The 22,727-nt window shown below is 44.2% G+C and carries 20 protein-coding genes; 13 read left to right on the top strand and 7 right to left on the bottom strand.

What is annotated here, in order from left to right; genetic code table 11:
- Positions 1-130: 130 nt before the first annotated feature.
- The 3 genes from VHA01S_RS10195 to VHA01S_RS10185 form a co-directional block, all read right to left on the bottom strand.
- Positions 131-2,212, bottom strand: coding sequence for a YjbH domain-containing protein (locus tag VHA01S_RS10195; protein ID WP_039970629.1), 2,082 nt, complete (start codon positions 2,210-2,212; stop codon positions 131-133).
- An 87-nt stretch (positions 2,213-2,299) separates the two neighbouring features.
- Positions 2,300-3,262 (bottom strand): hypothetical protein, encoded by a 963-nt coding sequence (locus VHA01S_RS10190; RefSeq protein WP_023404278.1) that lies wholly within the window; start codon positions 3,260-3,262, stop codon positions 2,300-2,302.
- A 72-nt stretch (positions 3,263-3,334) separates the two neighbouring features.
- Positions 3,335-3,892: an outer membrane beta-barrel protein gene (locus tag VHA01S_RS10185; protein WP_023404277.1), complete on the bottom strand. Its 558-nt coding sequence runs from the start codon at positions 3,890-3,892 to the stop codon at positions 3,335-3,337.
- A 414-nt stretch (positions 3,893-4,306) separates the two neighbouring features.
- Here VHA01S_RS10185 and VHA01S_RS10180 point away from each other — a divergent pair, with 414 nt between their 5' ends.
- Together VHA01S_RS10180 and VHA01S_RS10175 are read left to right on the top strand one after the other, a co-directional pair.
- Entirely contained in the window at positions 4,307-5,206 is a 900-nt protein-coding gene (locus VHA01S_RS10180) for a DMT family transporter (RefSeq protein WP_373277898.1), read from the top strand.
- Complete coding sequence (locus tag VHA01S_RS10175) at positions 5,196-6,029, top strand: methylated-DNA--[protein]-cysteine S-methyltransferase (RefSeq protein WP_023404275.1); 834 nt, start codon at positions 5,196-5,198, stop codon at positions 6,027-6,029. The genes VHA01S_RS10180 and VHA01S_RS10175 overlap by 11 nt, the downstream gene beginning before the upstream one ends.
- A 66-nt stretch (positions 6,030-6,095) precedes the next feature.
- Here the strand turns inward: VHA01S_RS10175 and VHA01S_RS10170 are convergent, their stop codons facing one another.
- Entirely contained in the window at positions 6,096-7,481 is a 1,386-nt protein-coding gene (locus tag VHA01S_RS10170) for a YjiH family protein (RefSeq protein WP_039970627.1), read from the bottom strand.
- A gap of 1,102 nt (positions 7,482-8,583) precedes the next feature.
- On the bottom strand, positions 8,584-10,185 hold the full coding sequence (locus VHA01S_RS10165; protein ID WP_023404273.1) for a mechanosensitive ion channel family protein: 1,602 nt from the start codon (positions 10,183-10,185) through the stop codon (positions 8,584-8,586).
- A 386-nt stretch (positions 10,186-10,571) separates the two neighbouring features.
- On the opposite strand from VHA01S_RS10165, the gene coxB reads away from it, so the two are divergent.
- The 4 genes from coxB to VHA01S_RS10145 are packed head-to-tail and all read left to right on the top strand — an operon-like array spanning position 10,572 to position 14,869.
- Positions 10,572-11,717 (top strand): cytochrome c oxidase subunit II, encoded by a 1,146-nt coding sequence (coxB, locus tag VHA01S_RS10160; protein WP_205530092.1) that lies wholly within the window; start codon positions 10,572-10,574, stop codon positions 11,715-11,717.
- Positions 11,717-13,363: a cytochrome c oxidase subunit I gene (gene ctaD, locus VHA01S_RS10155; protein WP_023404271.1), complete on the top strand. Its 1,647-nt coding sequence runs from the start codon at positions 11,717-11,719 to the stop codon at positions 13,361-13,363. The genes coxB and ctaD overlap by 1 nt, the downstream gene beginning before the upstream one ends.
- Positions 13,364-13,370: 7 nt before the next feature.
- A complete protein-coding gene (locus tag VHA01S_RS10150; RefSeq protein ID WP_023404270.1) occupies positions 13,371-13,997 on the top strand; it encodes a cytochrome c oxidase assembly protein in 627 nt (208 codons plus the stop codon).
- Positions 13,994-14,869 carry a cytochrome c oxidase subunit 3 gene (locus VHA01S_RS10145; RefSeq protein ID WP_023404269.1) on the top strand — a complete coding sequence of 292 codons (876 nt, stop codon included), beginning with the start codon at positions 13,994-13,996 and terminating at the stop codon, positions 14,867-14,869. Before VHA01S_RS10150 ends, VHA01S_RS10145 begins: the two co-directional genes overlap by 4 nt.
- Before the next feature lie 7 nt (positions 14,870-14,876).
- On the opposite strand, the gene VHA01S_RS10140 is transcribed toward VHA01S_RS10145, so the two are convergent.
- Positions 14,877-15,098: a DUF2909 domain-containing protein gene (locus VHA01S_RS10140; RefSeq protein ID WP_023404268.1), complete on the bottom strand. Its 222-nt coding sequence runs from the start codon at positions 15,096-15,098 to the stop codon at positions 14,877-14,879.
- Between VHA01S_RS10140 and VHA01S_RS10135 the strand changes: the two genes are divergently transcribed.
- The 4 genes from VHA01S_RS10135 to cyoE are packed head-to-tail and all read left to right on the top strand — an operon-like array spanning position 15,073 to position 18,473.
- On the top strand, positions 15,073-15,894 hold the full coding sequence (locus VHA01S_RS10135; protein WP_023404267.1) for an SURF1 family protein: 822 nt from the start codon (positions 15,073-15,075) through the stop codon (positions 15,892-15,894). The two genes, VHA01S_RS10140 and VHA01S_RS10135, sit on opposite strands and share 26 nt — an antisense overlap.
- 2 nt (positions 15,895-15,896) lie before the next feature.
- Entirely contained in the window at positions 15,897-16,502 is a 606-nt protein-coding gene (locus VHA01S_RS10130) for a redox-active disulfide-containing membrane protein (RefSeq protein ID WP_023404266.1), read from the top strand.
- A gap of 7 nt (positions 16,503-16,509) precedes the next feature.
- Positions 16,510-17,580 (top strand): COX15/CtaA family protein, encoded by a 1,071-nt coding sequence (locus tag VHA01S_RS10125; RefSeq protein ID WP_023404265.1) that lies wholly within the window; start codon positions 16,510-16,512, stop codon positions 17,578-17,580.
- Positions 17,577-18,473: a heme o synthase gene (gene cyoE, locus VHA01S_RS10120; RefSeq protein ID WP_023404264.1), complete on the top strand. Its 897-nt coding sequence runs from the start codon at positions 17,577-17,579 to the stop codon at positions 18,471-18,473. Before VHA01S_RS10125 ends, cyoE begins: the two co-directional genes overlap by 4 nt.
- A 122-nt stretch (positions 18,474-18,595) precedes the next feature.
- Here cyoE and VHA01S_RS10115 read toward each other — a convergent pair whose 3' ends face one another.
- Positions 18,596-19,540, bottom strand: coding sequence for an NAD(P)H-dependent oxidoreductase (locus VHA01S_RS10115; protein ID WP_023404263.1), 945 nt, complete (start codon positions 19,538-19,540; stop codon positions 18,596-18,598).
- 120 nt (positions 19,541-19,660) lie between these two features.
- Between VHA01S_RS10115 and VHA01S_RS10110 the strand changes: the two genes are divergently transcribed.
- The 3 genes from VHA01S_RS10110 (at position 19,661) to VHA01S_RS10100 (ending at position 22,676) form a co-directional block, all read left to right on the top strand.
- Complete coding sequence (locus tag VHA01S_RS10110; RefSeq protein ID WP_023404262.1) at positions 19,661-20,560, top strand: LysR family transcriptional regulator; 900 nt, start codon at positions 19,661-19,663, stop codon at positions 20,558-20,560.
- A gap of 78 nt (positions 20,561-20,638) precedes the next feature.
- Complete coding sequence (locus VHA01S_RS10105) at positions 20,639-21,019, top strand: VOC family protein (RefSeq protein WP_023404261.1); 381 nt, start codon at positions 20,639-20,641, stop codon at positions 21,017-21,019.
- 196 nt (positions 21,020-21,215) lie between these two features.
- Positions 21,216-22,676: an alkaline phosphatase family protein gene (locus VHA01S_RS10100; protein ID WP_023404260.1), complete on the top strand. Its 1,461-nt coding sequence runs from the start codon at positions 21,216-21,218 to the stop codon at positions 22,674-22,676.
- The last annotated feature ends 51 nt before the right edge of the window (positions 22,677-22,727 follow it).

Here is a 22,727-nt window from a genome sequence, read left to right as displayed (position 1 = left end):
AGTGTGATTGGTATTATATATAGTAACTTAAAGGGCTTTTATCTATTGTCTGTCTCGTCCTGAAATGTGTTTACACATTGAGGACGAGACAGTCATTATAATTTTCTGACGTATTTATTGATCAATAAAACTATTCGTAAATGACTTCATCTAAGTAGCGCAGGTAAGCGTTTCTAAGACGGGTAGGGTTGTGTTCAAAGTAATTTGGGTTAAGTCGAGCTCTATCAAAATATTGTCGGTCTAAATTATGATAGTTACTGGCCGTTTTCCCTAAACCGGTATTGAGCTGATTGTGGGATTCACCCACTCGAGTTTGTACGCTAAAGTTCCACTCACTTGTGCCTCGTACTGTGATGGGTTGTGGTTGCATTCCACGCCAGAAGGTAAGAGGGACTGAGACATTAAAAGTGACAAACTGCTCTCTTTCGCTGTTGAGATAACTGGCATCTAAACGAGTATCACCAAGCCAATGGCTAGAGGTGGCCTTAACGCCTTGATCGCCACCCCAAAACTCGCCGCCTTGCACTTGCATCTGCCAATTCCATTGTGCAACGGATAAGCGATAATGCGCTAATAACGGTGTACGGGCTTCTGGGTCGGTGCTTTCGCTAGCGGTAAAGTATCCCACTTCAAAGCCTAAGTTATGCATTCCTTGCGCGCTATACCATTGAGTCTCATTTTGTCCGCCATAATAATCACCACGAATTAAACCTAAGCTGAATTGCGTCATCATATCGGCAGGAAGGTTAAAGGCTTGATGAAGTAGAGCGCGGTCAATTTGGTTTTCCAGTGCACCTCGTGCGTAATACCCCTCGTCATAATCATCACTATTAGCAATGGGCAGGATATGACGAACATCGATAGCGCCGCCTTTCCATAATGGCGTATACAAATTGGTTCCTAGGCCAATGGAGTAGTCAAAAAAACCGTACTCGGTAGCCACGGCATAATTCATTACCGGTGCAAAAGTGATCTCGCTATAACCAAATCCATCGTTACTGACTTCATAGAGCCAAGTGGTCATTGCCAGTTTATCGGTGAGGTTTTCAGTGGAGAATGCCGTGTGTGAGCACTCAGTGCCGACTTGCAGAAAATCACGATAGCATTGCAACTCTGTGTTAATTGCTAACATAGGTAATTTGTTTTTAAGTAGCACCAAATCTACTTTTTGCGCTTTGCTGGTCCCTCTTGGAAGGTCGGCAAATACCCCTTCACCTGCGTAGGCAGAAATAATCCCTAACGCGACGCCTGCACCGTCCATAGCGTTGTGTTGATAACGCTTATTTTCTAAAGCAATAACCAGGGTATCGAGATTGCTACCGACACTAATATTGACGAATCCTTCTTGCTCTAACTTGCCAATAAGTTGCGTGAGACTGCTCGCCTCGTTGTGTGCAAGTTGGCTTTGTACTTGGGTTTGAGTATTTGGTTTAACGTCGGAGTATTTTTGGCGAGTAAAGGTATCGCCAAAGAAGGGCACAGACGCGCTCACGCCCCATAGGGTTTGGTCTTTATTTTCATGTCCAGAATAGAGCTGATATTGAGCCGCTAGCTGAGCGCCATAAGGCAGCATATCTGTTGGTGTCATCAGACGCACAGCAGCATTAAATTCTTGAGCGTCATACTCACCAGCGAGTTGAATAAATTCAAACGGTTGCCATTCAGCCCCGGCAAACGGTCCATCAAGTACCCCTAAACTGAGCTCAGACTTACCATAACCGCCACTAAGGCGAAGATTAAATGCGTCTATTTCAGTATCGGCAACTACAAAATAGGCATCAAAGTTACTGGCGGCGCCGCCGATATCTTGAGCGCCGAATGCTAGGTTAAACCCTAAAAATTCTTCTAAATACGGCATCTGAAGTTTAGCCGTCGCCGATAGATCGCGAATGCCACATCCATCGGTAAAACAATTGGAATCGTATTCTGCAGTAACGATACGACTGCCTACTTCTAAATGAGGAAATACACCGGCATTGACATACCAGCTGTCCAGCTCGGCGATGCTATTTTGATAAGGTACGCCTTGAGCAAATTGCGCACTGCCGCGCCCTGTTGCTAATGTTTGTGCATTGGGCGTAAAAATAAGACCGCTAAAACCTTGTTGAGAAGGCAGAATATCCACTTGAGCGAACACAGGATAACTGAGAGTTGCGATGAGAGACGCGATAACTGTGCGAGAAACCTTTGCAGGGATAGAATCTGTGGGCATAGGAACATCCATATCCTAGGGTATTAATTGGTGTGTCGATGGAATAAATAACGCCTCCGTTAAGAGGCGTTATTGTGGGGCGCGAGATTAGCCTTCGCTACCGCCAGTACCGCCAGTAGCTGGTGGTTGTTCTTCATCTACTGGTGGGATATCTGTTGGTGGCAATTCATCTTCGATTACTTCACCATCTTGTAGAGGATCACCCGCACCCGCGGCTGTACTTGGCGGTAGAGGAGTCTCTGGGTTAGGGTCAGCTGCCACGGTAGCGTCAAAGGTGTCAGCGTCATCAAGGTCTTCGGTATAATCTACATACGTTGGCTCACCTGCAGCATTGGTTGGGAAGTTATCTTGCGCCGCTAGCGAAGTCGCTAATGTTTTGGTGACATTGGCAATATCAGCAACATCACGTCCACCTTGCTCTTCTGCGCCTACAATGGCATCAGAAAGAATCATAGTCGATGCTTGTACACTGGTTGACGTTGCCGCATCCATGCTATCAAGCGCCGCTTGTGGATCGCTCAGTAGTAGTGATTTTTGCTCACTAGATAGCGTTGTACCTTCAGGCAGGGTATCAGCAAACACTTTATCAATGATCTCGGTAACCGATAGGCCAGATGTATCTTCTTCAATGGCTTGTGCGATAAGCGTGGTATATGGTGTGCCTACAATCGGTTGACCTGCAGTCATTAACTCTCCAGGAACCGTATACAAGACTTTGGTCATGTCTTTACTGTTGCTTTCATCGATAGCGTCATTAGTGCCACCACCGCTAGCAAAGCGAGATTCAGCAAAGGCAATATCACATTGGGTTGGATCTTCATCAAATAGTGGGTAGTTCCCTTTACCGATATTGATAAGGCCTTTACCACCGGTTTCGCCAACGAAGTCCCAACCGCCGCCAGCACAATCCATGTAAGTATCTAAGTATCGAATAGCGCCGTCGAATGCTTGAACTGATGTGCTAGTAGGCTCGACTCGGTTTTCGTTGTCACTGCCACATCCAGCGAGTAGAACGCCACTGACAGTTAATGCAATTAGTTTATATTTCACGATATTCCTCCTGTGTGAAATAAGTGCTATCCATCCATTTTGGAGAGCAATTAAATGGTATATGTGTGGTGGTTAGTGCCAGTGGTAGATTGCTGCGATGCCGAAATAGTTAATGTCGGGACCACCAATGTCGTTATACCACGTGTAATCTAAAGCGCCGGACCAGTGTTTATTAAATTTATACTCAACCCCCATACCCAAATGAGGAGTCCATCCTGTATCACTTTCAGCGACATTTGAGCCATTCGCATTCCAGTCATACCATTGCGTACCTACCTTGCCGTAGATAGAGGTATTTTCAGCAACCGTATGAGAAAACTTAGCAGTAAAGTTAATAGTTTGCGCATCATAGCTTCCCGAAACATCGGTAAGATCGGCTTCTCCAAGATTTTGGTAGCCTAATTCGAATGCAAGCCATGGAAGCGTATGTAGACCTACAAATGCACCCCATGCAAAGTTAGGGTCGTCGACACCAGTTACATCGGTAACACCAGCACCAAGTCCTCCCCAGTTGGTCATACCCATGTTTACACCACCGTATAAGTGGGAGTGAAATGTTGAACTTTCTGTTGCAAGTGAAGCAGTTGGTATAGCCAAAATCAGTGAAGCAGCTAAGCAGAGTTTTTTCATCGGCTGAAATCCCTATCAGTAGATATTAAGTTAAGTCTTAATATGAAAAAGTGCGTATGTTGTGCGCTAATATTCATATTAACTTATTGTTAAACCAAAAGGTTTCATTAATTTTAATTATATGTGAAAACTGTAAATCAATTGTTTGCAAATAGGATCTGCATCACGTTTGTTGCTTTTATGTCTACATTTTGTTGCGTTATTTGCTGTGCTTGATGAAAAAACTTCTTGAATAAGAACAAATCAATTGAGCAAGAATCGGGTTGAGTATTATTAGGTTTGAACCCACACTCACTGCATCGCAATATGCCATTCATGTTGCCTTTATTTTGTTTGGCTAAGAGCCATTTGCAGGGCGCTACAGGAGAATGGCTATATGTTTACAATCGGATCATTATTGAAAGGCGACTTATTTTGACTATCCCAAGTATGCTACGACTGATATGCCTTGCGGCCATATGGGGAGGCTCGTTTTTGTTTATGCGAATCTCCGCCAATGCCCTAGGACCGGCTTATTTAATGGAAGCACGGGTGTTTTTTGCGGCCATCAGTTTGTTATTAGTGGCGGTCTATATGAGGAAAAGCATCAATTTTTCATCACACAAAAAACATTTCTTCATTATTGGTTTTTTTAATACGGCGTTGCCTTTCCTTTTGTTCGCTTATGCGGCGCAAACTTTACCAGCTTCGATACTGTCTATTCTTAACTCAACTGCGGCAATATGGGGGGCGGCAATTGCGATTGTATGGTCACGTAGCATGCCAACCTTTAAGATTGTTATTGGTTTACTCTGCGGTGTCATTGGGGTGTTTATCTTAGTAGGCTTTGATAGCAACCACTTGGCGCAAGACTCAACTATGGCAATGTTGGCTGGAGTGATGGCGGCATGTTGTTATGGGATTGCCAGCAACTATGCGAAGAATGCTCCCAAAATATCGTCGTTTGATAATGCGCATGGCAGTATGTGGGCGGCGTGCTTGATTATATTACCTTTGTTACCCTTTATGCCCATTCGCGAAATGCCCGATCTTCAAATATCGATCTCGGTAATATTGCTTGGGGTTGTGTGTACAGGGCTGGCGTATTTACTGTATTTTCGATTGATTGAAGATGTGGGCCCACCATCAGCATTATCAGTGACATTTCTAATTCCTCTTTTTGGTATTCTTTGGGGATACCTATTTTTGAACGAGAGCGTAGGGTGGAACACCGCTTTAGGCGCACTCTTTGTTATTGGTGGAACTATGCTAGTCACCGGATTTTCAGTCAAAAATATGCTGAATTTAAAGCGAAAGGAACAACATGAACATTAGCCAGCAGCGACACTACGAAACCGTAGAAAAAGCGATTGTCTATATTCGACAACATTTACAGCATCAGCCGAGTTTGTCTGAAATCGCTGAGCATGTTCATTTAAGTGAATTTCATCTGCAACGAATATTTACTGAGTGGGCAGGTATTTCACCGAAACGATTTATGCAATCAATGACCAAGCAGCGTGCACTGCAAGTGTTAAAAACCTCAGATACGCTGTTAGAAGTAGCAGATAATGTAGGTTTGTCTGGCACGGGACGATTGCATGATCTGCTGGTTTCCTGTGAAGCGATGACGCCAGGCGAAGCGAAAAATCTAGGTGCTGAATTGGTGATTAAATATGGTTGTGCAACAACGCCATTTGGCACTGCGGTGATAGGTTGGACAGAAAGAGGCATCTGCTTTTTACAATTTGTCGATCAAGATGTGTCACAAACCGTTGCTATTTTGCAGCAGCAATGGCCGCTAGCAAGTTTTCATCAGAGCGACGCTCAGCCAATATCGGAGTCGGTATTCTCAGGGTCAGGCAATAAAATCCATCTGATTGTAAAAGGAACCAATTTTCAGGTAAAAGTGTGGGAAGCGCTGGTAAATAGTCAATCAGGGCAGCTACTTTCCTACGCACAAGTAGCGCAAAAAATCGGTTCGCCTAAAGCATCAAGAGCCGTCGGAAGTGCGGTCGCCTCAAATACCATAGGTTTTTTAATTCCTTGTCACCGCGTCATTCGTGGTGATGGTGATGTAGGACAATTCCGTTGGGGCAGTGATAGAAAAGTGGCCATACAAGGTTGGGAAGCAGCTCGTATGGATGCCAATAATTAATCTCATAGAAAAAGCAAAACGCCCGTATATCTGCCGGTATGCGGGCGTTTTTTTATCATGACAGATTTAAAAAATCAGATGCGCGACACCAGCAATCACCGGCAAGGTAATTAAGGTACGCAAAATAAAAATGACAAATAGCTCGCCAATATTCACGGGGATTTTACTGCCCAGTAGCAATGCGCCTACCTCAGACATATAAATGAGCTGTGTCACTGACATGGCTGCGATAACAAAACGAGTCAATTCACTATCGATAGAAGCGGCAAGAATGGCAGGGATAAACATATCCGCGAAACCAACCACGATAGTTTGCGAAGCTGCGACCGCTTCAGGAATAGCCAGCAGCTCTAAATAAGGGACAAAAGGTTTACCCAAAATCGCAAATATAGAGGTGTATTCGGCGATAACTAAGGCAATTGTGCCAAGCCCCATCACCACAGGTAATACGCCAAACACCATATCTACTGCATTTTTAACGCCTTCTTTGGCAACTTTGCTGATTGAGGTTACTTGACCTGCTTTGTAAAGCGCTAAATCCAGCCCCCAAGAAAACGTACTGTGGCCACTTGGGATTGCATTTGCATCATGATCGGGCGCCGTGCCATCAATAAAAAGGTCTTTTTTGCGACTCAGTGGCGGTAAGCGAGGGATAATTACCGCAGCAACTAGGCCGGCTAAACAAACTGCACCGTAAAAAGGCAAGAACAGGTGTTCTAGTTCCACTTGCGCGATAACCACTAAGCTAAATGTAATTGAGACCGCAGAGAAGGTAGTACCGACCACTGCCGCTTCACGTTGGGTATAGAATTTCTTCTCGTATTGTTTGCTTGTTAGCAAAATACCGACACTGCCATCACCTAACCATGAGGCGATACAGTCAATCGCAGAACGTCCAGGCAGATTGAAAAGAGGACGCATGATTTTACTTAACAGAGTGCCAAATAGCTCAAGTAAGCCAAAGTTCAGTAACAATGGCAGTAATAATCCAGCAAAAATAAATACAGAGAATAGCGTTGGCAGCAGTCCATCTAAGACTAATCCTCCGGTATTTTCTTCCCAAATCGCTTCTGGACCTATTTGAAAATAGGTCATGCTAACGGCTAGTCCACCAATCACTCTGACGGTTAGCCATAAAGGAGAAGGTTTAAATAAGCCGTTGAGAAAGCTATTTTCCGCAATAAAACGTGGTGTTTTTATGGCGCACAGTAGTGAGGCGATGGCCATGCTAGCGATGATAAGTGTGATAATTGCAATTAACTGGCTTTCTAATACAGATTGCAGAGTTTTAGCGAGTACAGCAACAGGTATGGTTAAATTCCCATCGAAGCTGATGGGAGCCATAAATAAGAATAACCCTATAATAGAGGGAATAAAGAACATCCAAAAGTTGCCTTTTTTCGGCGGGTTGTCGCTGTTATGTATCGATTGAGTATGGTTATTTTGCTGCATTATTAGGCTCACGCTTGCTACTGTTGTTGATGTGAAATCTTAGTTTTACTTTTTGCATATTTAGCGGTGGAAGAATACGGTATTAGCTAGGCAAATAGCAATACTATTCAGTAGTAATATGTATTTATTCATGATGAAGTTTCTAGTTTTTGCGACATATGCGAGATTTTGTATTGATGCAAATAAGATGCAACTTTAACGAAGAAGAGCGAGTTTTAGGTTATTTAGCCACCATATTGCGACGTAAAATGTATTGATATAAGAGTAAATCATCTAATAAAGAGCATTAAAATGCGTTTTTGGAAATGGATGTTTAGGCATTTATCGCTCAAATGACTACGTTGTTTGTAAGAGATCTCTCACAAATGCGTGAGACAATGAGACTATATTAACCAGAAAAAGCCGTTGAAATTACTTAAATAATTGAAAAATAACACTTTAATTATAATGTCGATAAAATAAGCAGGTTAACAAAGTCCTATGTCTATTGTGGGCAAGGCGAAAAAGAGCGAAACTTTAGTTGTCGGCAAGGAGCAGACATTAAGGAATCTTCAGGATGAAGAGCAACAGCTAGGAAGGTTGTTGAAAAGGATTTAGGACATTGTACGGACACAGAAGTTACTAGGATGGTAACTTGCAAAGGACAGCAATGGACACCTCTAGGATAGAGGAAGGATTAACATCAGGATGATGTAAGGGACACCGCTCAAGGAACAAGTGAGTAATACCAGTAAGGATATTGGTCTGCCAGGATAGGGCTTTGGACACCGCTAGGAAGGCGTGAAAGGATTAAGCTTAGGATAAGCATACTTATCATGGAATAGATGCATGGAGCACTTTTAGTAGCCGGATTGCTGCAAGTAAGGTCATAACCCCGAAGAGCGAAAGCTCTCGGGGTTTTTCTTTTGTATTTTTGCTGTTTTTGAACACTCAAATAATACCAATCTCACTAAGTAAGTGATCAGAACTAACGCAGTTACCGAGCATTTTAACAAGCTAGAATGATCCGTTATTTAGTACGATTAGTTTAAATACTTTAGAAAATAAAAATGGTGAGAATAAATCCTCACCATTTTGCTTTTTCACATCATTGTATTTCTAGTTACGCTTGATCCGTTTTATAGATATGTACATCTCGTTGTGGGAAAGGAATGGTAATGCCATTTGCATCAAATTGACGTTTTATCTCTTCGGTGACATCCCAATACACGTCCCAGTAATCATCGGTTCTTACCCAAGGGCGTACAATCAGATCAACCGACGATTCATTTAATGTATGCACACGTACATTCAGTTCTGGATGTTTAAGCACTTTGTCGTGGTTTTGCAGTACCTTTTTCGAAATTTCGATAGCAAAATCAAAGTCGTCAGCGTAACCAATACCAAACACCATATCCACGCGGCGCACACGTTCTGAAGTCATGTTGTTAATAACGTCACCCCAGATTTTATTATTGGGAATGACTAATGTTTGGTTGTCCAACGTTCGTATGGTGGTCGAAACTAAGCTCATGTGGCTGACCGTACCCTGTATCCCTGCCACCTGTACTAAGTCTTTTACATCAAAAGGACGATAGATCAGAATCATCAAACCAGAAGCAAAATTAGACAGCGTATCTTGCAAGGCAAAACCGATAATGACACCCGCTACACCAAAGCCTGTTAGTAGTGGGCCTAAGTTAATGCCGATTTGCGATAGGGCGATAAGCAGACCAATAAAGGTCACAGCCTTGGAGACAATGGAAATAAAGAAATCTTGCATTAACACACTGAAATCCATTTTCGAGTGCGAAACGCTCTTTTTCACCAGTTTAGCGACCAGTTTAGACAGAATATGCGTAGCCCAAAGTATGCCCAAGAACACCAGTAGCTTCACCAATATGGACGGTGAGTTATCAAATGCCCAGTCTTTAAAAGAGTCTAGCCATTCTTGGAATAGACCTAGAGCCACATTCACATCCAAAATATCAGCATTGATATCTCCGGTCATGGCAAATAGGGTTTGCTTATATTCCGTCACATCTAGCCCAAAATCAGACATAAGAGTTACGGTGTTGTTCATGCTAGCAAGTAGGTAGCGTTGCAGTTGTGCTAGGGCAACGATTTGCTTTTCCAGTGCCGGTTTATCTTCTTCGGTGGTATACAACTTTCGTTGATCTAACGCTTTTTTGCGGCTATCTAGATAAATAACAATGTCATATAAAACTTCACTGCGCTTTTGTAAGTCTTCTTTAAAACTGGTTGGGTCGAGTTTGATATTGAGTTTTTCTGCCCAGTTGAAGGTGGTGGCAAGTTCGGTGTAATAGATATCAACACTGCCCACTCGTTGCTGAGCTAAAAACTGATATTCGGCTTTGTCAGCTTCATTCGCATCCCTTGCTTGTTTAAACAATTCTTGTGCTTGTCCATCGGCATGAACAATTAACGCTTGTAGCATGGTGGCTTGTGCTGGGATCAGAGTTTTTAATATTTCTGAGTCTGGAGATTGAACCACTAGATTGGCGATTTCATCTCGCAAAACCCCATTTTTTCGACGCAATACATCTTCTAGAAATAGGGCTTGTTCGCCAGTTGAGTTTTCAATTTTATCTATTTGTTGTGAAAATTTATCTTGTTGTTTCAATAGTTGGTTAGTCTCAGCAGCGGTGGCGACACCGGCAAAGACGTTACACAACAGTACCAGTAGCAGTAATCCTTTACTCATGTGGAGGTCTCTTAAAAGTGGTTTAAAAATATAGGGTTACAGATTTATCAATATCTAAATCAGTATAGTTAACAAAGGTGTATTTTGCTGATGTTGAAATGTAATTTCACAGATTGCTTGATTGTTATTTAATCTAAACTAGCATTTATTAACACAAATGTAACATGGTGGTCTCGAAGGATTACTTAGATAATCTATAGAGCATGTGGGGTTTTTTAGGGTGCGCATACCTGATTATGGCCGTTCAGATATGCATTGAGGCAAATGAATTAGTTCACCAGGAGGGTGATACGCTAATGCATGACCACACAGTAATGCGATCATTTAAGCAAATCATCACTAATCTAAAACTGCGCTCTTGTAGCGTTGTTGTGGGTGTGCAATTGATGTTATCGTCATCCGCTTTTGCTGAAACTGCACCACTATCAGAGCCTTCTCTAAGTTCCTCTTCATCCTTCAATATGACCCAAGGGGTCACGGAAATAAGCGGTAAAGTGTTCCACTTACACATGCTTATTTTCTATATCTGCGTCGCGATTGCGGTGGTGGTATTTGGGGTGATGTTTTACTCCATCATTAAGCATCGAAAATCAAAAGGCGCAGTCGCGGCCAATTTTCACGAAAGCACGAAAGTGGAAATTATTTGGACCGTGATACCCATCTTAATCCTCATCGGTATGGCAATTCCTGCCACCAAAACTTTGATTGAAATGGAAGACACCAGTGAATCAGAGCTGACCGTTAAAATTACCGGTTCGCAATGGAAATGGCATTACAGCTACTTTGAGCATGATGTGGAGTTCTTTAGTTACCTTTCTACCAGCAATGAACAAATCGAAGGTACTGATAAAAAAGGCGAGCACTACCTACTGGAAGTGGATAACGCTCTGGTGCTGCCAATAGGTAAAAAAATCCGTTTCTTAATGACTTCTGATGATGTGATTCATTCATGGTGGGTGCCCGATTTTGCAGTTAAGAAAGACACGATTCCCGGGTTTATAAACGAAGCGTGGACCAAAATTGATAAACCGGGCATTTATCGTGGGCAATGCGCCGAGTTATGCGGACGTAACCATGGCTTTATGCCGATTGTGGTGAAGGCGGTGCAGGCCGATGAATTTGACGCTTGGATTGCCGATAAAGAGCAGCAGTTAGCAGAGCAAAAACGTCAGCAGCAACAAGCATTACAAAAAACCTTGAGTATGGATGAGCTCATGACACTGGGAAAAGAGGTATACGAAGGGCGCTGCGCGGTATGTCATCAAAGCAATGGTTTAGGTGTAGCCAATGTGTTCCCAGCTATGAAAGGTAGCACTGTGGTGCTGGGTGACGTAAACGGACATATCGACATTATCGTCAATGGGGTGAGTGGCACGGCTATGCAAGCCTTTGGTACTCAACTCACCGCTGAAGAAATTGCCGCTGTGGTGACTTATGAGCGCAATGCGTGGGACAACAACACCGGCGATCTTGTACAAGCGTCTGATGTGGCAACGCAAATAAATGCACAAACTAATGTGGAGGGTGAGTGATGAAAGAGTACGACAAAGCCTCTACATACAAGAGCACAGCTAGTGATGAACTGCAAAGCGTTAGCGCAGGCACAACGGCCGATACCGCAGATCATGATCATCACGGCCCAGCCAAAGGGTTAGCTCGTTGGATCTATTCTACTAACCATAAAGATATCGGTACGCTTTATTTGTGGTTTAGCTTGATCATGTTCTTTACTGGCGGCGCAATGGCAATGATCATTCGCGCCGAGCTATTTCAGCCGGGCTTACAACTGGTTGATCCACAGTTTTTTAATCAGATGACCACAGTGCATGGGCTAATAATGGTTTTTGGCGCGGTTATGCCAGCCTTTACTGGGCTTGCGAACTGGATGATCCCGATGATGATCGGTGCGCCAGACATGGCGCTGCCACGCATGAATAACCTCAGCTTTTGGATTTTGCCTTTTGCGTTTTTAATTTTATTAAGCTCATTGTTTATGCCCGGCGGCGGTCCCGATTTTGGTTGGACTTTTTACGCGCCGCTTTCCACCACTTATGGCCCTGACAGTACTGCACTATTTGTATTTTCGGTGCATATCATGGGGATCAGCTCAATTATGGGGGCGATCAACGTGATCGTGACCATTTTCAATATGCGTGCTCCGGGCATGAAATTGATGAAAATGCCGCTGTTTGTATGGACTTGGTTAATTACGGCTTTTTTGCTCATTGCGGTGATGCCTGTGTTAGCGGGCGCAGTGACTATGGTGCTGACCGATAAATACTTTGGCACGAGCTTTTTTGATGCCGCAGGTGGCGGCGATCCGGTGATGTTCCAACATATTTTCTGGTTCTTCGGTCACCCAGAGGTGTACATCATGATTTTGCCTTCGTTTGGCATTATCTCGGCAATTGTGCCGGCGTTTAGCGGTAAAAAGTTGTTTGGTTATCACTCTATGGTGTACGCCACTTGTTCCATCGCTTTGCTGTCATTTTTGGTATGGGCGCACCATATGTTTACCACAGGTATGCCGGTGTTTGCCGAGCTGTTCTTTATGTACTGCACCATGCTGATTGCGGTGCCGACAGGGGTAAAAGTGTTTAACTGGGTAGCAACTATGTGGCGCGGTGCACTCACTTTTGAAACCCCAATGCTATTTTCGATAGCCTTTATTGTGCTGTTTACCATCGGCGGTTTTTCTGGGTTGATGTTGGCGATTGTGCCTGCGGATTTTCAGTACCATGACACCTACTTTGTAGTGGCGCATTTCCATTATGTATTGGTTTCAGGAGCGGTATTCTCCATTATGGCGGCGGCATATTATTGGCTGCCAAAATGGACCGGCAATATGTACAACCAGCGCCTTAGCTTATGGCATTTTTGGACATCAGTGGTGTCGGTCAATATCTTGTTCTTCCCGATGCATTTCTTGGGACTGGCGGGAATGCCAAGGCGTATTCCTGATTATGCGATTCAATTTGCCGATGTGAATCAGATAGTATCAATTGGCGGATTTGCCTTTGGTTTATCACAACTGCTTTTCTTATGGGTAGTGATCAAATGTGTACGAGGCGGCGAAAAAGCGCCGGCCAAACCTTGGGAGCGAGCCGAAGGTTTGGAGTGGACAGTGCCAAGCCCAGCGCCTCACCACACCTTTTCTACGCCGCCGAAAGTGGATTGATGCGCTTATGTCTAAGGGAGCCTCTACCAAGCAACGCATGTCGAATAAAAAGCTCACATTAATACTGTGCGCAGCAACGCTCGGTATGTTTGGTTTTGGCTTTGCGTTAGTGCCGCTGTACGACATTTTGTGTGAACAACTGGGTATCAACGGTAAGACTTCAACTGTGGCTGCCGAACAACCGACCGCGATGCAAGTAGATGAGTCGCGCACGATCAAGGTGGAGTTTGTATCGCATATTCCTCCGGGATTGCCCATTGCGTTTGAGCCGCAGAAAAAAGTCATGCACGTGCATCCGGGTGAAATTATCCGCACCGCCTACATTGCGACGAATCAATCGCAACTGGCGCTAGTGGCGCAAGCTGTGCCGTCAGTCAGCCCTGGTTTAGGGGCGACCCATTTTAATAAAATTGAGTGTTTTTGTTTTAATCAGCAACCACTCAATGCTCAGCAACAAGCGGAGCTGCCTTTAATTTTTTATGTAGAACATGAACTGCCTAATTCAATCCATACGCTGACTCTGTCTTATACCTTATACGACATCAGTGACAGCGTTGATGATCCTAAACTCGCGTCCTCTGCTGTATCGGGGCAACTGACGTCGTCATATGACACGCAAGGAGATGCGTTATGAGTGACAAGCACCAAGCTTATTACGTTCCAGCACAAAGCCAATGGCCACTTGTGGCAGCATTTGCTCTGTTTTTTATTGCCGTGGGAGCGGGGTTAACCGTACAGAGCATGCACGATGGAGGCTTGTTAGGGCCTTGGCTGTTGGCTTTAGGTTCTATTGCTCTTTTGGTGGTATTGGCAGGGTGGTTTACCAATGTAGTGCAAGAGTCATTATCTGGCTATTACAGCGCGCAAATTACTCGCTCTTTTCGCCAAGGCATGAGCTGGTTTATCTTCTCGGAAGTGATGTTCTTTGGCGCTTTCTTTGGCGCGCTATTTTACGCTCGAATGTTATCCGTGCCTTGGCTTGGCGGCGCCGATAATAACGCGATGACTCACGAAGTCTTGTGGCCCACCTTTGAGGCGATTTGGCCCTTAACCACAACACCTGCTGGAGACACCACTCAAGCGATGGGCTGGCAAGGGTTGCCATTAAAAAACACCATCATCTTATTACTCTCTTCGGTCACTTTGCACATGGCGCATGTCAGCCTTGAACAAAATAAACGCATGGCGCTGGTGGTATGGCTAGAGCTCACCATAGTGTTGGCAGGGTTCTTTTTGTTCTTCCAAGCAGAAGAGTACATTCATGCCTATCAAGATATGGGGCTGACCCTGCAATCTGGGATTTACGGCAACACCTTCTTCTTGCTGACCGGCTTTCACGGCATGCATGTGTTTATCGGTACGATTTTTCTGATTGTGCTTTTATTTAGGATCAGCAAAGACCATTTTACCGCTAAAGATCATTTTGGGTTTCAAGCAGGCAGTTGGTATTGGCACTTTGTGGATGTGGTGTGGCTGTGTTTATTTGTCTTTGTATACGTGCTTTAGCCATGCACTAATACGGCCTTGGATTGGGCATAACCCAGCCCATTTTTAAGGCAAGGATGAGAAAGATGATCACTACCGCAGATAACGCCACGCGACGCCCTAAATAGCGGCTCATTGGCACTTTTGAATCAGCGTTTTCTCGCACCATACGCACCATTGCGAGAACCAAGTTGAAGATAATAAACAGCAACAACAGGATGATGATGGATTTGAAAAGCAGTGGTGACATTCAATCTCCTAAGTCTTCGTCTTTGAGTCTTAAAAGCGCAGTCTCTAACAAGATAGCGTGCAAAGTGTTTTGGTTAACGGCGTCAGTATTAACTGTGGTTGTGTTTGTGGTATTGGTCAAATTGGGTTTTTGGCAATTATCCAGAGGCGAAGAAAAGCAACAGCTAGAACAGCAGTTGTTGGACAGGCAGCAAATGTCGCCCCTTAGCGTAGAGCAGTTATCGGCTATGGACGCCGAACTCAATGTCACCGGTTTTCCATTACAAATAGACGTAGAGCCGCAATCGCTACCTTTGGTGTATTTAGATAATGTGACCCATGACTCCAAGGTTGGCTATCGAGTGTTGCAACCTATGGCGGTGGTTGTGAAGCGAGAAAAATCCCTATTGTCTTCTGAACTAGTGTTGGTGGAACTCGGTTTTGTGGTGGCATCCATGACCCGAGATGAGCTCCCTAAAGTGGTGCCCATTGGGCAGGCGCAACGTTTTACGGGCAAGGTGTATCAAAAAAGTATTAACCCTTTAAGCTCCGATGTCATGCTCGAAAATATGCCAGAAGGAGTGCGCATTCAAAACTTAAATTTAAGCCAGCTTGCGATAGCGCTCGATGCGTCACTGTTACCGTTTGTGTTTCAGCCAGAGGTTATTGCCAATAGTGATTTACCTATGCTGTGGTCGCCGTATCCAATGACCTCTCAGAAACACTTTGGTTACGCATTTCAGTGGTTTGGCATGGCTGGAGTGTACGCGTTACTGGTGATTTTATTTGTGTTAAGAAAGAGAAAAGTTAAGGAATGACTATGCAAAGCCAAGCACTTTGTTCGGAAAAGGGAAAAGCCAAGCAAAATAAGGCTAAGCAGAATAAGACTCAGCAAAAACAAGGTCGCGTAAAACTGCTGGCTTTGATACTGATTTTTGCCGTGCCGGTTATTGCCGCGCATTTGATTTTGCATCAAGGCTGGTATCAATCCGGCGTAACTAATAAAGGTGTATTAATAGAGCCAAGGTTTACCTTTGAATCTGCCAATTTAGTTAACCCCGTCTCTGAGCGTTGGCAGTTGGTGTTTATCGTGCCAGATAAATGCGATGACGCGTGTAATCAAAGATGGCATCTACTGAATCAAAGTTACATCGCCCTTGGCGCTTATAGCGAACGGGTGGTGGTTTCTCTTTATACTACGCCGACCTCAGATCAGGCATGGCTTGCACAAAACAGGCAAGGGCGACCAAGCTTACTTATCGACCAGAAAAGCGCTCCGGTGCATGCGCAAGATTATGTGCTTATCGATCCTTTAGGGCAGTGGGTGATGCGTTATTCCAATATTGGGGCAGACCAGCAAGTGTCGCAAAACAAAGGGCTTATCTCAGATGTTCGAAAAATCTTAAAGTTATCTAGAGTGGGGTAATTTTGTTATGCAAGGAAGCATCTCATTACAACGATTAACTTGGGTCGCGCTGTTAATGACCCTAGTGGTGATAGCGCTTGGCGCCTACACTCGATTGGCCGATGCCGGCTTAGGGTGTCCCGACTGGCCCGGATGTTATGGACAAATCGGTGTGCCAATGCAAGCTGAAGACATCGCCAAAGCGCAGCAATTGTTTCCACAAAGAGCGGTTGAGCCAAGTAAAGCGTGGCTTGAAATGATACATCGCTATTTTGCAGGGACACTCGGACTTGTGGTGTTTGCTTTATCCTATTTAATATGGAACAGCTCGGTCACGTATCGCCCATTTGCTGTCGTGCTTAGCACTGTCATTATTGGTCAAGCCGCCCTTGGCATGTGGACTGTCACCTTAAAGCTAATGCCAGTGATTGTCATGCTGCATTTACTTGGCGGTTTCACCCTGTTTAGCTTACTGGCATGGCTGATGTGCCATCTTCGCAGCGCTTCTTTTATTCAAAAACAGCGCACCGCAAACATCGATTATTTATCGACCTCATCGCTCAGTGTATTGCGCGGCTTTACTGTCTTTGCCACCGCCGTACTTATACTGCAAATCATGCTTGGTGGCTGGACATCATCAAACTACGCCGCCTTAATGTGTACTTCTTTACCCATCTGTCAGGGCGATTGGCAAAACCATCTTGATTTTGCCAATGCGTTTAATTTTATCCAATCCGGTTTTGATGATTATGAATTTGGCGTATTGGATTACGGCGCAAGAATGACCATCCATGTGACCCACAGAATCGGAGCGCTTATCACTACCTTAGTGTTATTTGTATTAATGATGCTGCTTTATAAAAGCGCCTTACCTGCGGCGAAAGCGTACGTGAAAGTCATTGCTTTAGGCTTAATAGTGCAAGTATTACTTGGCGTGGCGAATGTCGTCTTTCACCTGCCACTGCTCAACGCAGTCATGCACAACCTTGGCGCGGCGTTGCTATTGGTGATATTAGTCGCCACCAATCATTTTGTGTGGGTCAAAGTGCAATCTAGTCGCATGCAAGCTCATGATTCGAAAAGGGAGTATTCGGTATGAGTCATCTTATCGGTTCGCAAACACGTGTGAGCAGTAAGCAGCTATTACACAGCTACTACCAACTGACCAAACCTAAAGTCGTAGCACTGATGTTGCTAACCGCAGTGGTGGGGATGTGTCTGGCGATGCCGGGAGCGTTGCCACTGCAACAATCTTTGCTAGGGCTACTTGGTATTGGCTTGATGGCAGGCTCGGCGGCCGCGTTTAACCACCTTATTGATCAGCGCATCGATGCGATTATGGCTCGTACTTATAAGCGCCCACTTCCCTCTGGAGAGCTCTCTTCGGCGAACGTATTTTTGTTTGCTACTAGTATTGGTTTAGCGGGTTTTGCTATTTTGTTTGTTGGGGTAAATGGGCTAACTGCGGTGCTGACTTTTGCCAGTCTGCTAGGTTATGCGCTGATCTATACCCTATATCTAAAGCGTGCCACCCCGCAAAATATTGTAATTGCAGGCATCGCCGGAGCAATGCCACCACTGCTAGGCTGGGTGGCGGTAACAGGAGAGTTGCACGCTAACGCTTGGCTATTGGTGATGATCATCTTTATTTGGACGCCGCCGCATTTTTGGGCGCTGGCTATTCATCGCAGAGATGACTATGCCAAAGCCGATATCCCGATGTTGCCTGTTACCCATGGCGTTGAATACACCAAAACCAGCATTCTGTTATATACCATTTTATTGGCTTTGGTCTGCGCTATGCCGGTGTTAGTGGGCATGAGCGGGCAAATTTATTTGGCTAGCTCAACCATATTGAGTGCCGGATTTATTTATCATGCGTGGAAGCTCAAATACAGAACCGATGCAAAACAAGCCATGCAAACCTTTAAGTTCTCGATTTACCATCTGATGCTACTGTTTATGGCTCTGTTGGTGGATCACTATGTTTAGTTGCGATGCAATTTAATGCTGTTCTAAGCCCCTAAAAACTTAAGCCCATAAAAACTTAAACCACGCCAGCAAGAAGTGACGTAATAAGCCACTTCTTGCTGGTGTGGTCTGTTTACGAACGGTTATCCTTGAACTGGAGTCACCTTGTAATGTGTGATTAGCAGACGACCGTCTTGTTCAAGCAGAGACCACTGTTCATTAATAAGCATATTGACCGATTGTCCATCTAGCGTATCTGCAATCAGTCGAATGCGCAGGCTTGCTTTAATATCATCATCGCCTTCTATAACCTCAACATTTTCCACTATGTGTTGGCAATCTGCTTTAAAGAGGCCACGCACCACTTGATACCAATTATTGAAGCCTGCATGTCCGGTGAAGTCACCCTCTGGAGAGCTCCACTGAATATCATGCGATAGTGATTGTAAAAATTGCTCACCACTTTCAGGCAGCTTATCAAATTCGGCAAACCACTCCTTCACTAGCTTTTTTACGCGGTTTTCGGTGGAGTGAGCTAGCGTGTTAATGCGGGAGATTAACTCAACGCTATGCTCCATTGCATTTGCCTCAACGCCTTGTTGGGTATTGTAAACACCCGGAATATAGACCATACCATGCGAATATAATGGCTTACGGAAATTCATTCCCGTTAGATAACTAGTTTGTTGCAGCGGTGCGATTAACTGTTCAATACTAAAGTGATTGTAGCCTAGAGGATCATAAGAATCACTTGGCCCACCAATGGTAAACGACAATAAAAAGTCTTTGCCTTTTAGCTTGTCGCCTTTGGAACCGTATGCAAAGTTGTAGCTAAATACATCATCAATCCATTTCTTTAATAGCGCTGGGATTGAATACCAGAAAAATGGGAACTGTAGAACAATAATGTCAGCATCCAACAATGCTTGTTGTTCTGTAGCAACATCAATTTGATAGTTTGGATATAGCGTATCAAGACGACGAACCTGAACGTCATCTATGTGACTTTCCAACTGCTCTAAAATCACCTTATTGGTGAATGATTCATCTAGATTAGGGTGGCCAGAAATAACTAAAATTTTGCTCATTGCTCTACTCCGTAAATGGGTTACGCTTGATTTAGGAGTATTCTAGGCTTCAGATTGTTAGGTGAGTAGTGCCACTTATGCTATTTTTTAATTAGTATAAACCTAACAATGGTGTGATTAATGAAAGGAACAACATACAATCAGTTAATTGCTTTTCAGACTATCGTTGAAGAAGGGAGCATCCGCTCAGCGGCGCGAAAGCTAGAAATGAGCCCGCCTACGGTCAGCCAGTCTTTGAAGTTACTAGAGTCTAATGTTGGGCTGACACTGTTTAATCGTTCGACAAGACGAATGGATTTAACCGATGCAGGTTTACTGTTGTATGAAAGAACCAAAGAGGCACTTTCTTCTTTAAGTAATGCCCTTGAGAGCGTCAACGACCTGAGTGAAACCCCATCAGGGATAGTAAGAATTACCGTGCCTCGTTTTGTGTATCAGGTTTATTTGTGTCCTATCTACGCAGATTTTTGCGCCGAATATCCAGATATTCAACTCGAGATCTCCGTATCCGATGCTGCGGTAGATATTGTGAGAGAAGGCTTTGATCTGGGCATCCGCTTTGGCGATAGGGTTTCTCCTGACATGGTGGCGAAAAAACTCACCGGACCACTAAAAGGTGCACTATTTGCCTCAAGTGAGTACTTACAACAGCATGGCATGCCAAAGACCATTGATGATTTAAAACAGCATAAATACGTTCAGTATCGTTATATTACCTCCAATCAATTAGCCCCTTTAGAGTTGATGCAGGACGGTGAAAGGGTCATCGTTGAAATGCCCTGTACCATGATTGTGAATGATACTGATCTAGAGATCGATGCAGCCATTAAAGGTGTCGGAATGGGCAGTATTGTTGAGCCCTGCGTACAAGGTTATTTTGATAGCGGTGAATTAGTGCCGGTTATGCAAGAACAATGGGCAAGTTATCCAGGGCTATACCTATACTATGTACAAAACAGCCAGAAAATCAGGCGAGTTAAAGTGTTGATAGATTACTTAGTAGAAAAAATGTCGCATTAGCTGATTTAAGGCAACATAACTAGACAATCACGGCTGAATCTAGCACATTGAATACACTAAAACCAAAAAGGAAATTGTATGTTTAGTCATGTAATGATCGGCACCAATAATATGGATGAATCTAAAGCATTTTATGATGCTGTTCTGGCAACGCTAGGCTATGACGCTGGTGTTATTGATGAAAAGGGCCGCTGCTTTTATTTCTCAGATAGCGGTGTTTTTTGCTTAACCAAGCCTATCAATGGTGAAGCAGCGACACATGGAAATGGCTCAACCATCGGCTTTAGAGCAGCCAGCCCTGAGCTGGTCGATAAGTGGCATCAAGTAGGCTTAGAAAATGGTGGTGTAGAGTGTGAAGATCCTCCGGGTATTCGCGGGAACACAGAGCGTCAACTGTACATGGCTTATTTAAGAGACCCGTCTGGCAATAAAATCTGTACTACTCACCTTATCTCTTAGTTGAGTAGAAACTAGCCAAAAAATTCAAGCCCCAGTGGAGCCTACCACTGGGGCTTTTGTCATCTTTTGGTCATTAAAAGTTAAGAAATATTTCATACAGTAACCTTTTGCTGTCATATGCAATCTATAGATTATTCACTGTCTTAAAAACTCGTAAATCAATCCTAAAATATCCCTATATCACGGAGAAATAAGAATGAAACGCAGTGGATTAGTTTTGGCAACCATCGTTGGTTGCGCTTCTTTATCAGCTTATGCTCAATTGCCTCAGCAAGCTGACCAATGGTTTAAAGAAGGCCAATCAGCATTAGAGCAAGCAAAAAAAGTTAAACCAATTGTAGGTCCTGCAAAGAACGTAATTTTATTTGTTGGCGATGGTATGAGTGTCGGAACAATCACAGCGGCTCGTATTTACGCGGGACAGCAACAAGGTTTGAAAGGCGAAGAATATAAGCTAAGTATGGAAGCACTTCCACACATGGCTCTGTCTAAAACCTACAACACCAACATGCAAACCCCTGATTCAGCAGGTACATCAACCGCTATGGTTGCTGGTGTAAAAACAAGCTCTGGTGTTTTAGGTGTCAATGAGACCATTAAACGAGGCTTCTGTAACAACGTTGAAGAGAACAAAGTAAAAAGTGCTTTCCAATCAGCAGCAGAAAAAGGCTTGTCAGTTGGCTTTGTAACAACAACTCGGATTACGCACGCAACGCCAGCGGCCGCTTACGCTCATAGCCCAGACCGTAACTGGGAAAGTGATTCTTCTATCTCAAGCTACAACAAAAACAACGGCTGTACAGACATTGCACACCAGCTGGTTAATTTTGACCACGGCGATGGCATCCAAGTCGTATTCGCTGGTGGACGCAGAGAGTTCATCGATAAAGACATGAAAGATGAGCAAGGCTTTGCAGGTAAGCGTAGCGACGGTAAAAACCTAATCGAAGAGTGGCAAAAACGCTACCCAGAAGCCAACTACGTTTATGACCGCGCAGGCTTTGAAAAGCTAGACGACAAATCTCGCGTAATGGGGTTGTTTAACTCAAGCCACCTTGAGTGGGAATTAGACCGCGTAAAAGAAAACATCGAACCTTCCATTGCTGAAATGACCAGCAAAGCGCTAGATGTATTATCAAAAAACAAAGACGGCTACTTGTTGATGGTTGAAGGCGGACGTATTGACCACGCTCACCACGCAGGCAACGCAGCACGAGCACTAGAAGATACCATCGCATTTGATAAAGCTGTTCAAGCCGCAATCGAAAAAACCGATCCTAAAGATACGCTAATCATTGTAACTGCCGACCACGCCCACAGCTTCGTAGCAAACGGCTACGCTGAACGTGGTAACGACATCCTTGGTCTATCTATGTCTGGCGGCAAGCCAAACAAAGATCTAACAGGCAAGTCATACACCACATTAATGTACGGTAACGGCCCTGGCGGCATCGAAGGCGCTCGCCCAGACGTAACCGCAAAAGAAGTGGCAAGCCCTGATTACATCCAGCAAGCCATGATTAAACTAAAATCAGAAACGCACTCAGGTGAAGACGTAGCCATCTTCGCCCGCGGCCCACAAGCATGGTTATTCCAAGGCGTTGTAGAGCAGAACTACATCTACCACGTTATTGCTGATGCGGTGAATTTGAAGTAGAGTACTTCTCAATTTACCTAATGTTCAATTGACGGGCTAAAACGCTTGGCG

Origin of the sequence: Vibrio halioticoli NBRC 102217, from assembly GCF_000496695.1 — a bacterium.
In the GTDB taxonomy this organism is placed as follows: Bacteria; Pseudomonadota; Gammaproteobacteria; order Enterobacterales; family Vibrionaceae; genus Vibrio; species Vibrio halioticoli.
This window is presented reverse-complemented; position numbering and strand designations above follow the sequence as displayed.

Bases quoted from the DNA above. Each gene is read 5' to 3' on its own strand.
- VHA01S_RS10105 (WP_023404261.1), top strand. From the start codon at position 20,639: ATGTTTAGTCATGTAATGATCGGCACCAATAATATGGATGAATCTAAA.
- VHA01S_RS10185 (WP_023404277.1), bottom strand. From the start codon at position 3,892: ATGAAAAAACTCTGCTTAGCTGCTTCACTGATTTTGGCTATACCAACT.
- VHA01S_RS10165 (WP_023404273.1), bottom strand. From the start codon at position 10,185: ATGAGTAAAGGATTACTGCTACTGGTACTGTTGTGTAACGTCTTTGCC.
- VHA01S_RS10100 (WP_023404260.1), top strand. From the start codon at position 21,216: ATGAAACGCAGTGGATTAGTTTTGGCAACCATCGTTGGTTGCGCTTCT.
- VHA01S_RS10110 (WP_023404262.1), top strand. From the start codon at position 19,661: ATGAAAGGAACAACATACAATCAGTTAATTGCTTTTCAGACTATCGTT.
- VHA01S_RS10125 (WP_023404265.1), top strand. From the start codon at position 16,510: ATGCAAGGAAGCATCTCATTACAACGATTAACTTGGGTCGCGCTGTTA.
- VHA01S_RS10145 (WP_023404269.1), top strand. From the start codon at position 13,994: ATGAGTGACAAGCACCAAGCTTATTACGTTCCAGCACAAAGCCAATGG.
- coxB (WP_205530092.1), top strand. From the start codon at position 10,572: ATGTTATCGTCATCCGCTTTTGCTGAAACTGCACCACTATCAGAGCCT.
- VHA01S_RS10150 (WP_023404270.1), top strand. From the start codon at position 13,371: ATGTCTAAGGGAGCCTCTACCAAGCAACGCATGTCGAATAAAAAGCTC.
- ctaD (WP_023404271.1), top strand. From the start codon at position 11,717: ATGAAAGAGTACGACAAAGCCTCTACATACAAGAGCACAGCTAGTGAT.
- VHA01S_RS10135 (WP_023404267.1), top strand. From the start codon at position 15,073: ATGGATTTGAAAAGCAGTGGTGACATTCAATCTCCTAAGTCTTCGTCT.
- VHA01S_RS10115 (WP_023404263.1), bottom strand. From the start codon at position 19,540: ATGAGCAAAATTTTAGTTATTTCTGGCCACCCTAATCTAGATGAATCA.
- VHA01S_RS10175 (WP_023404275.1), top strand. From the start codon at position 5,196: ATGAACATTAGCCAGCAGCGACACTACGAAACCGTAGAAAAAGCGATT.
- VHA01S_RS10170 (WP_039970627.1), bottom strand. From the start codon at position 7,481: ATGCAGCAAAATAACCATACTCAATCGATACATAACAGCGACAACCCG.
- VHA01S_RS10130 (WP_023404266.1), top strand. From the start codon at position 15,897: ATGCAAAGCCAAGCACTTTGTTCGGAAAAGGGAAAAGCCAAGCAAAAT.
- cyoE (WP_023404264.1), top strand. From the start codon at position 17,577: ATGAGTCATCTTATCGGTTCGCAAACACGTGTGAGCAGTAAGCAGCTA.
- VHA01S_RS10195 (WP_039970629.1), bottom strand. From the start codon at position 2,212: ATGCCCACAGATTCTATCCCTGCAAAGGTTTCTCGCACAGTTATCGCG.
- VHA01S_RS10140 (WP_023404268.1), bottom strand. From the start codon at position 15,098: ATGTCACCACTGCTTTTCAAATCCATCATCATCCTGTTGTTGCTGTTT.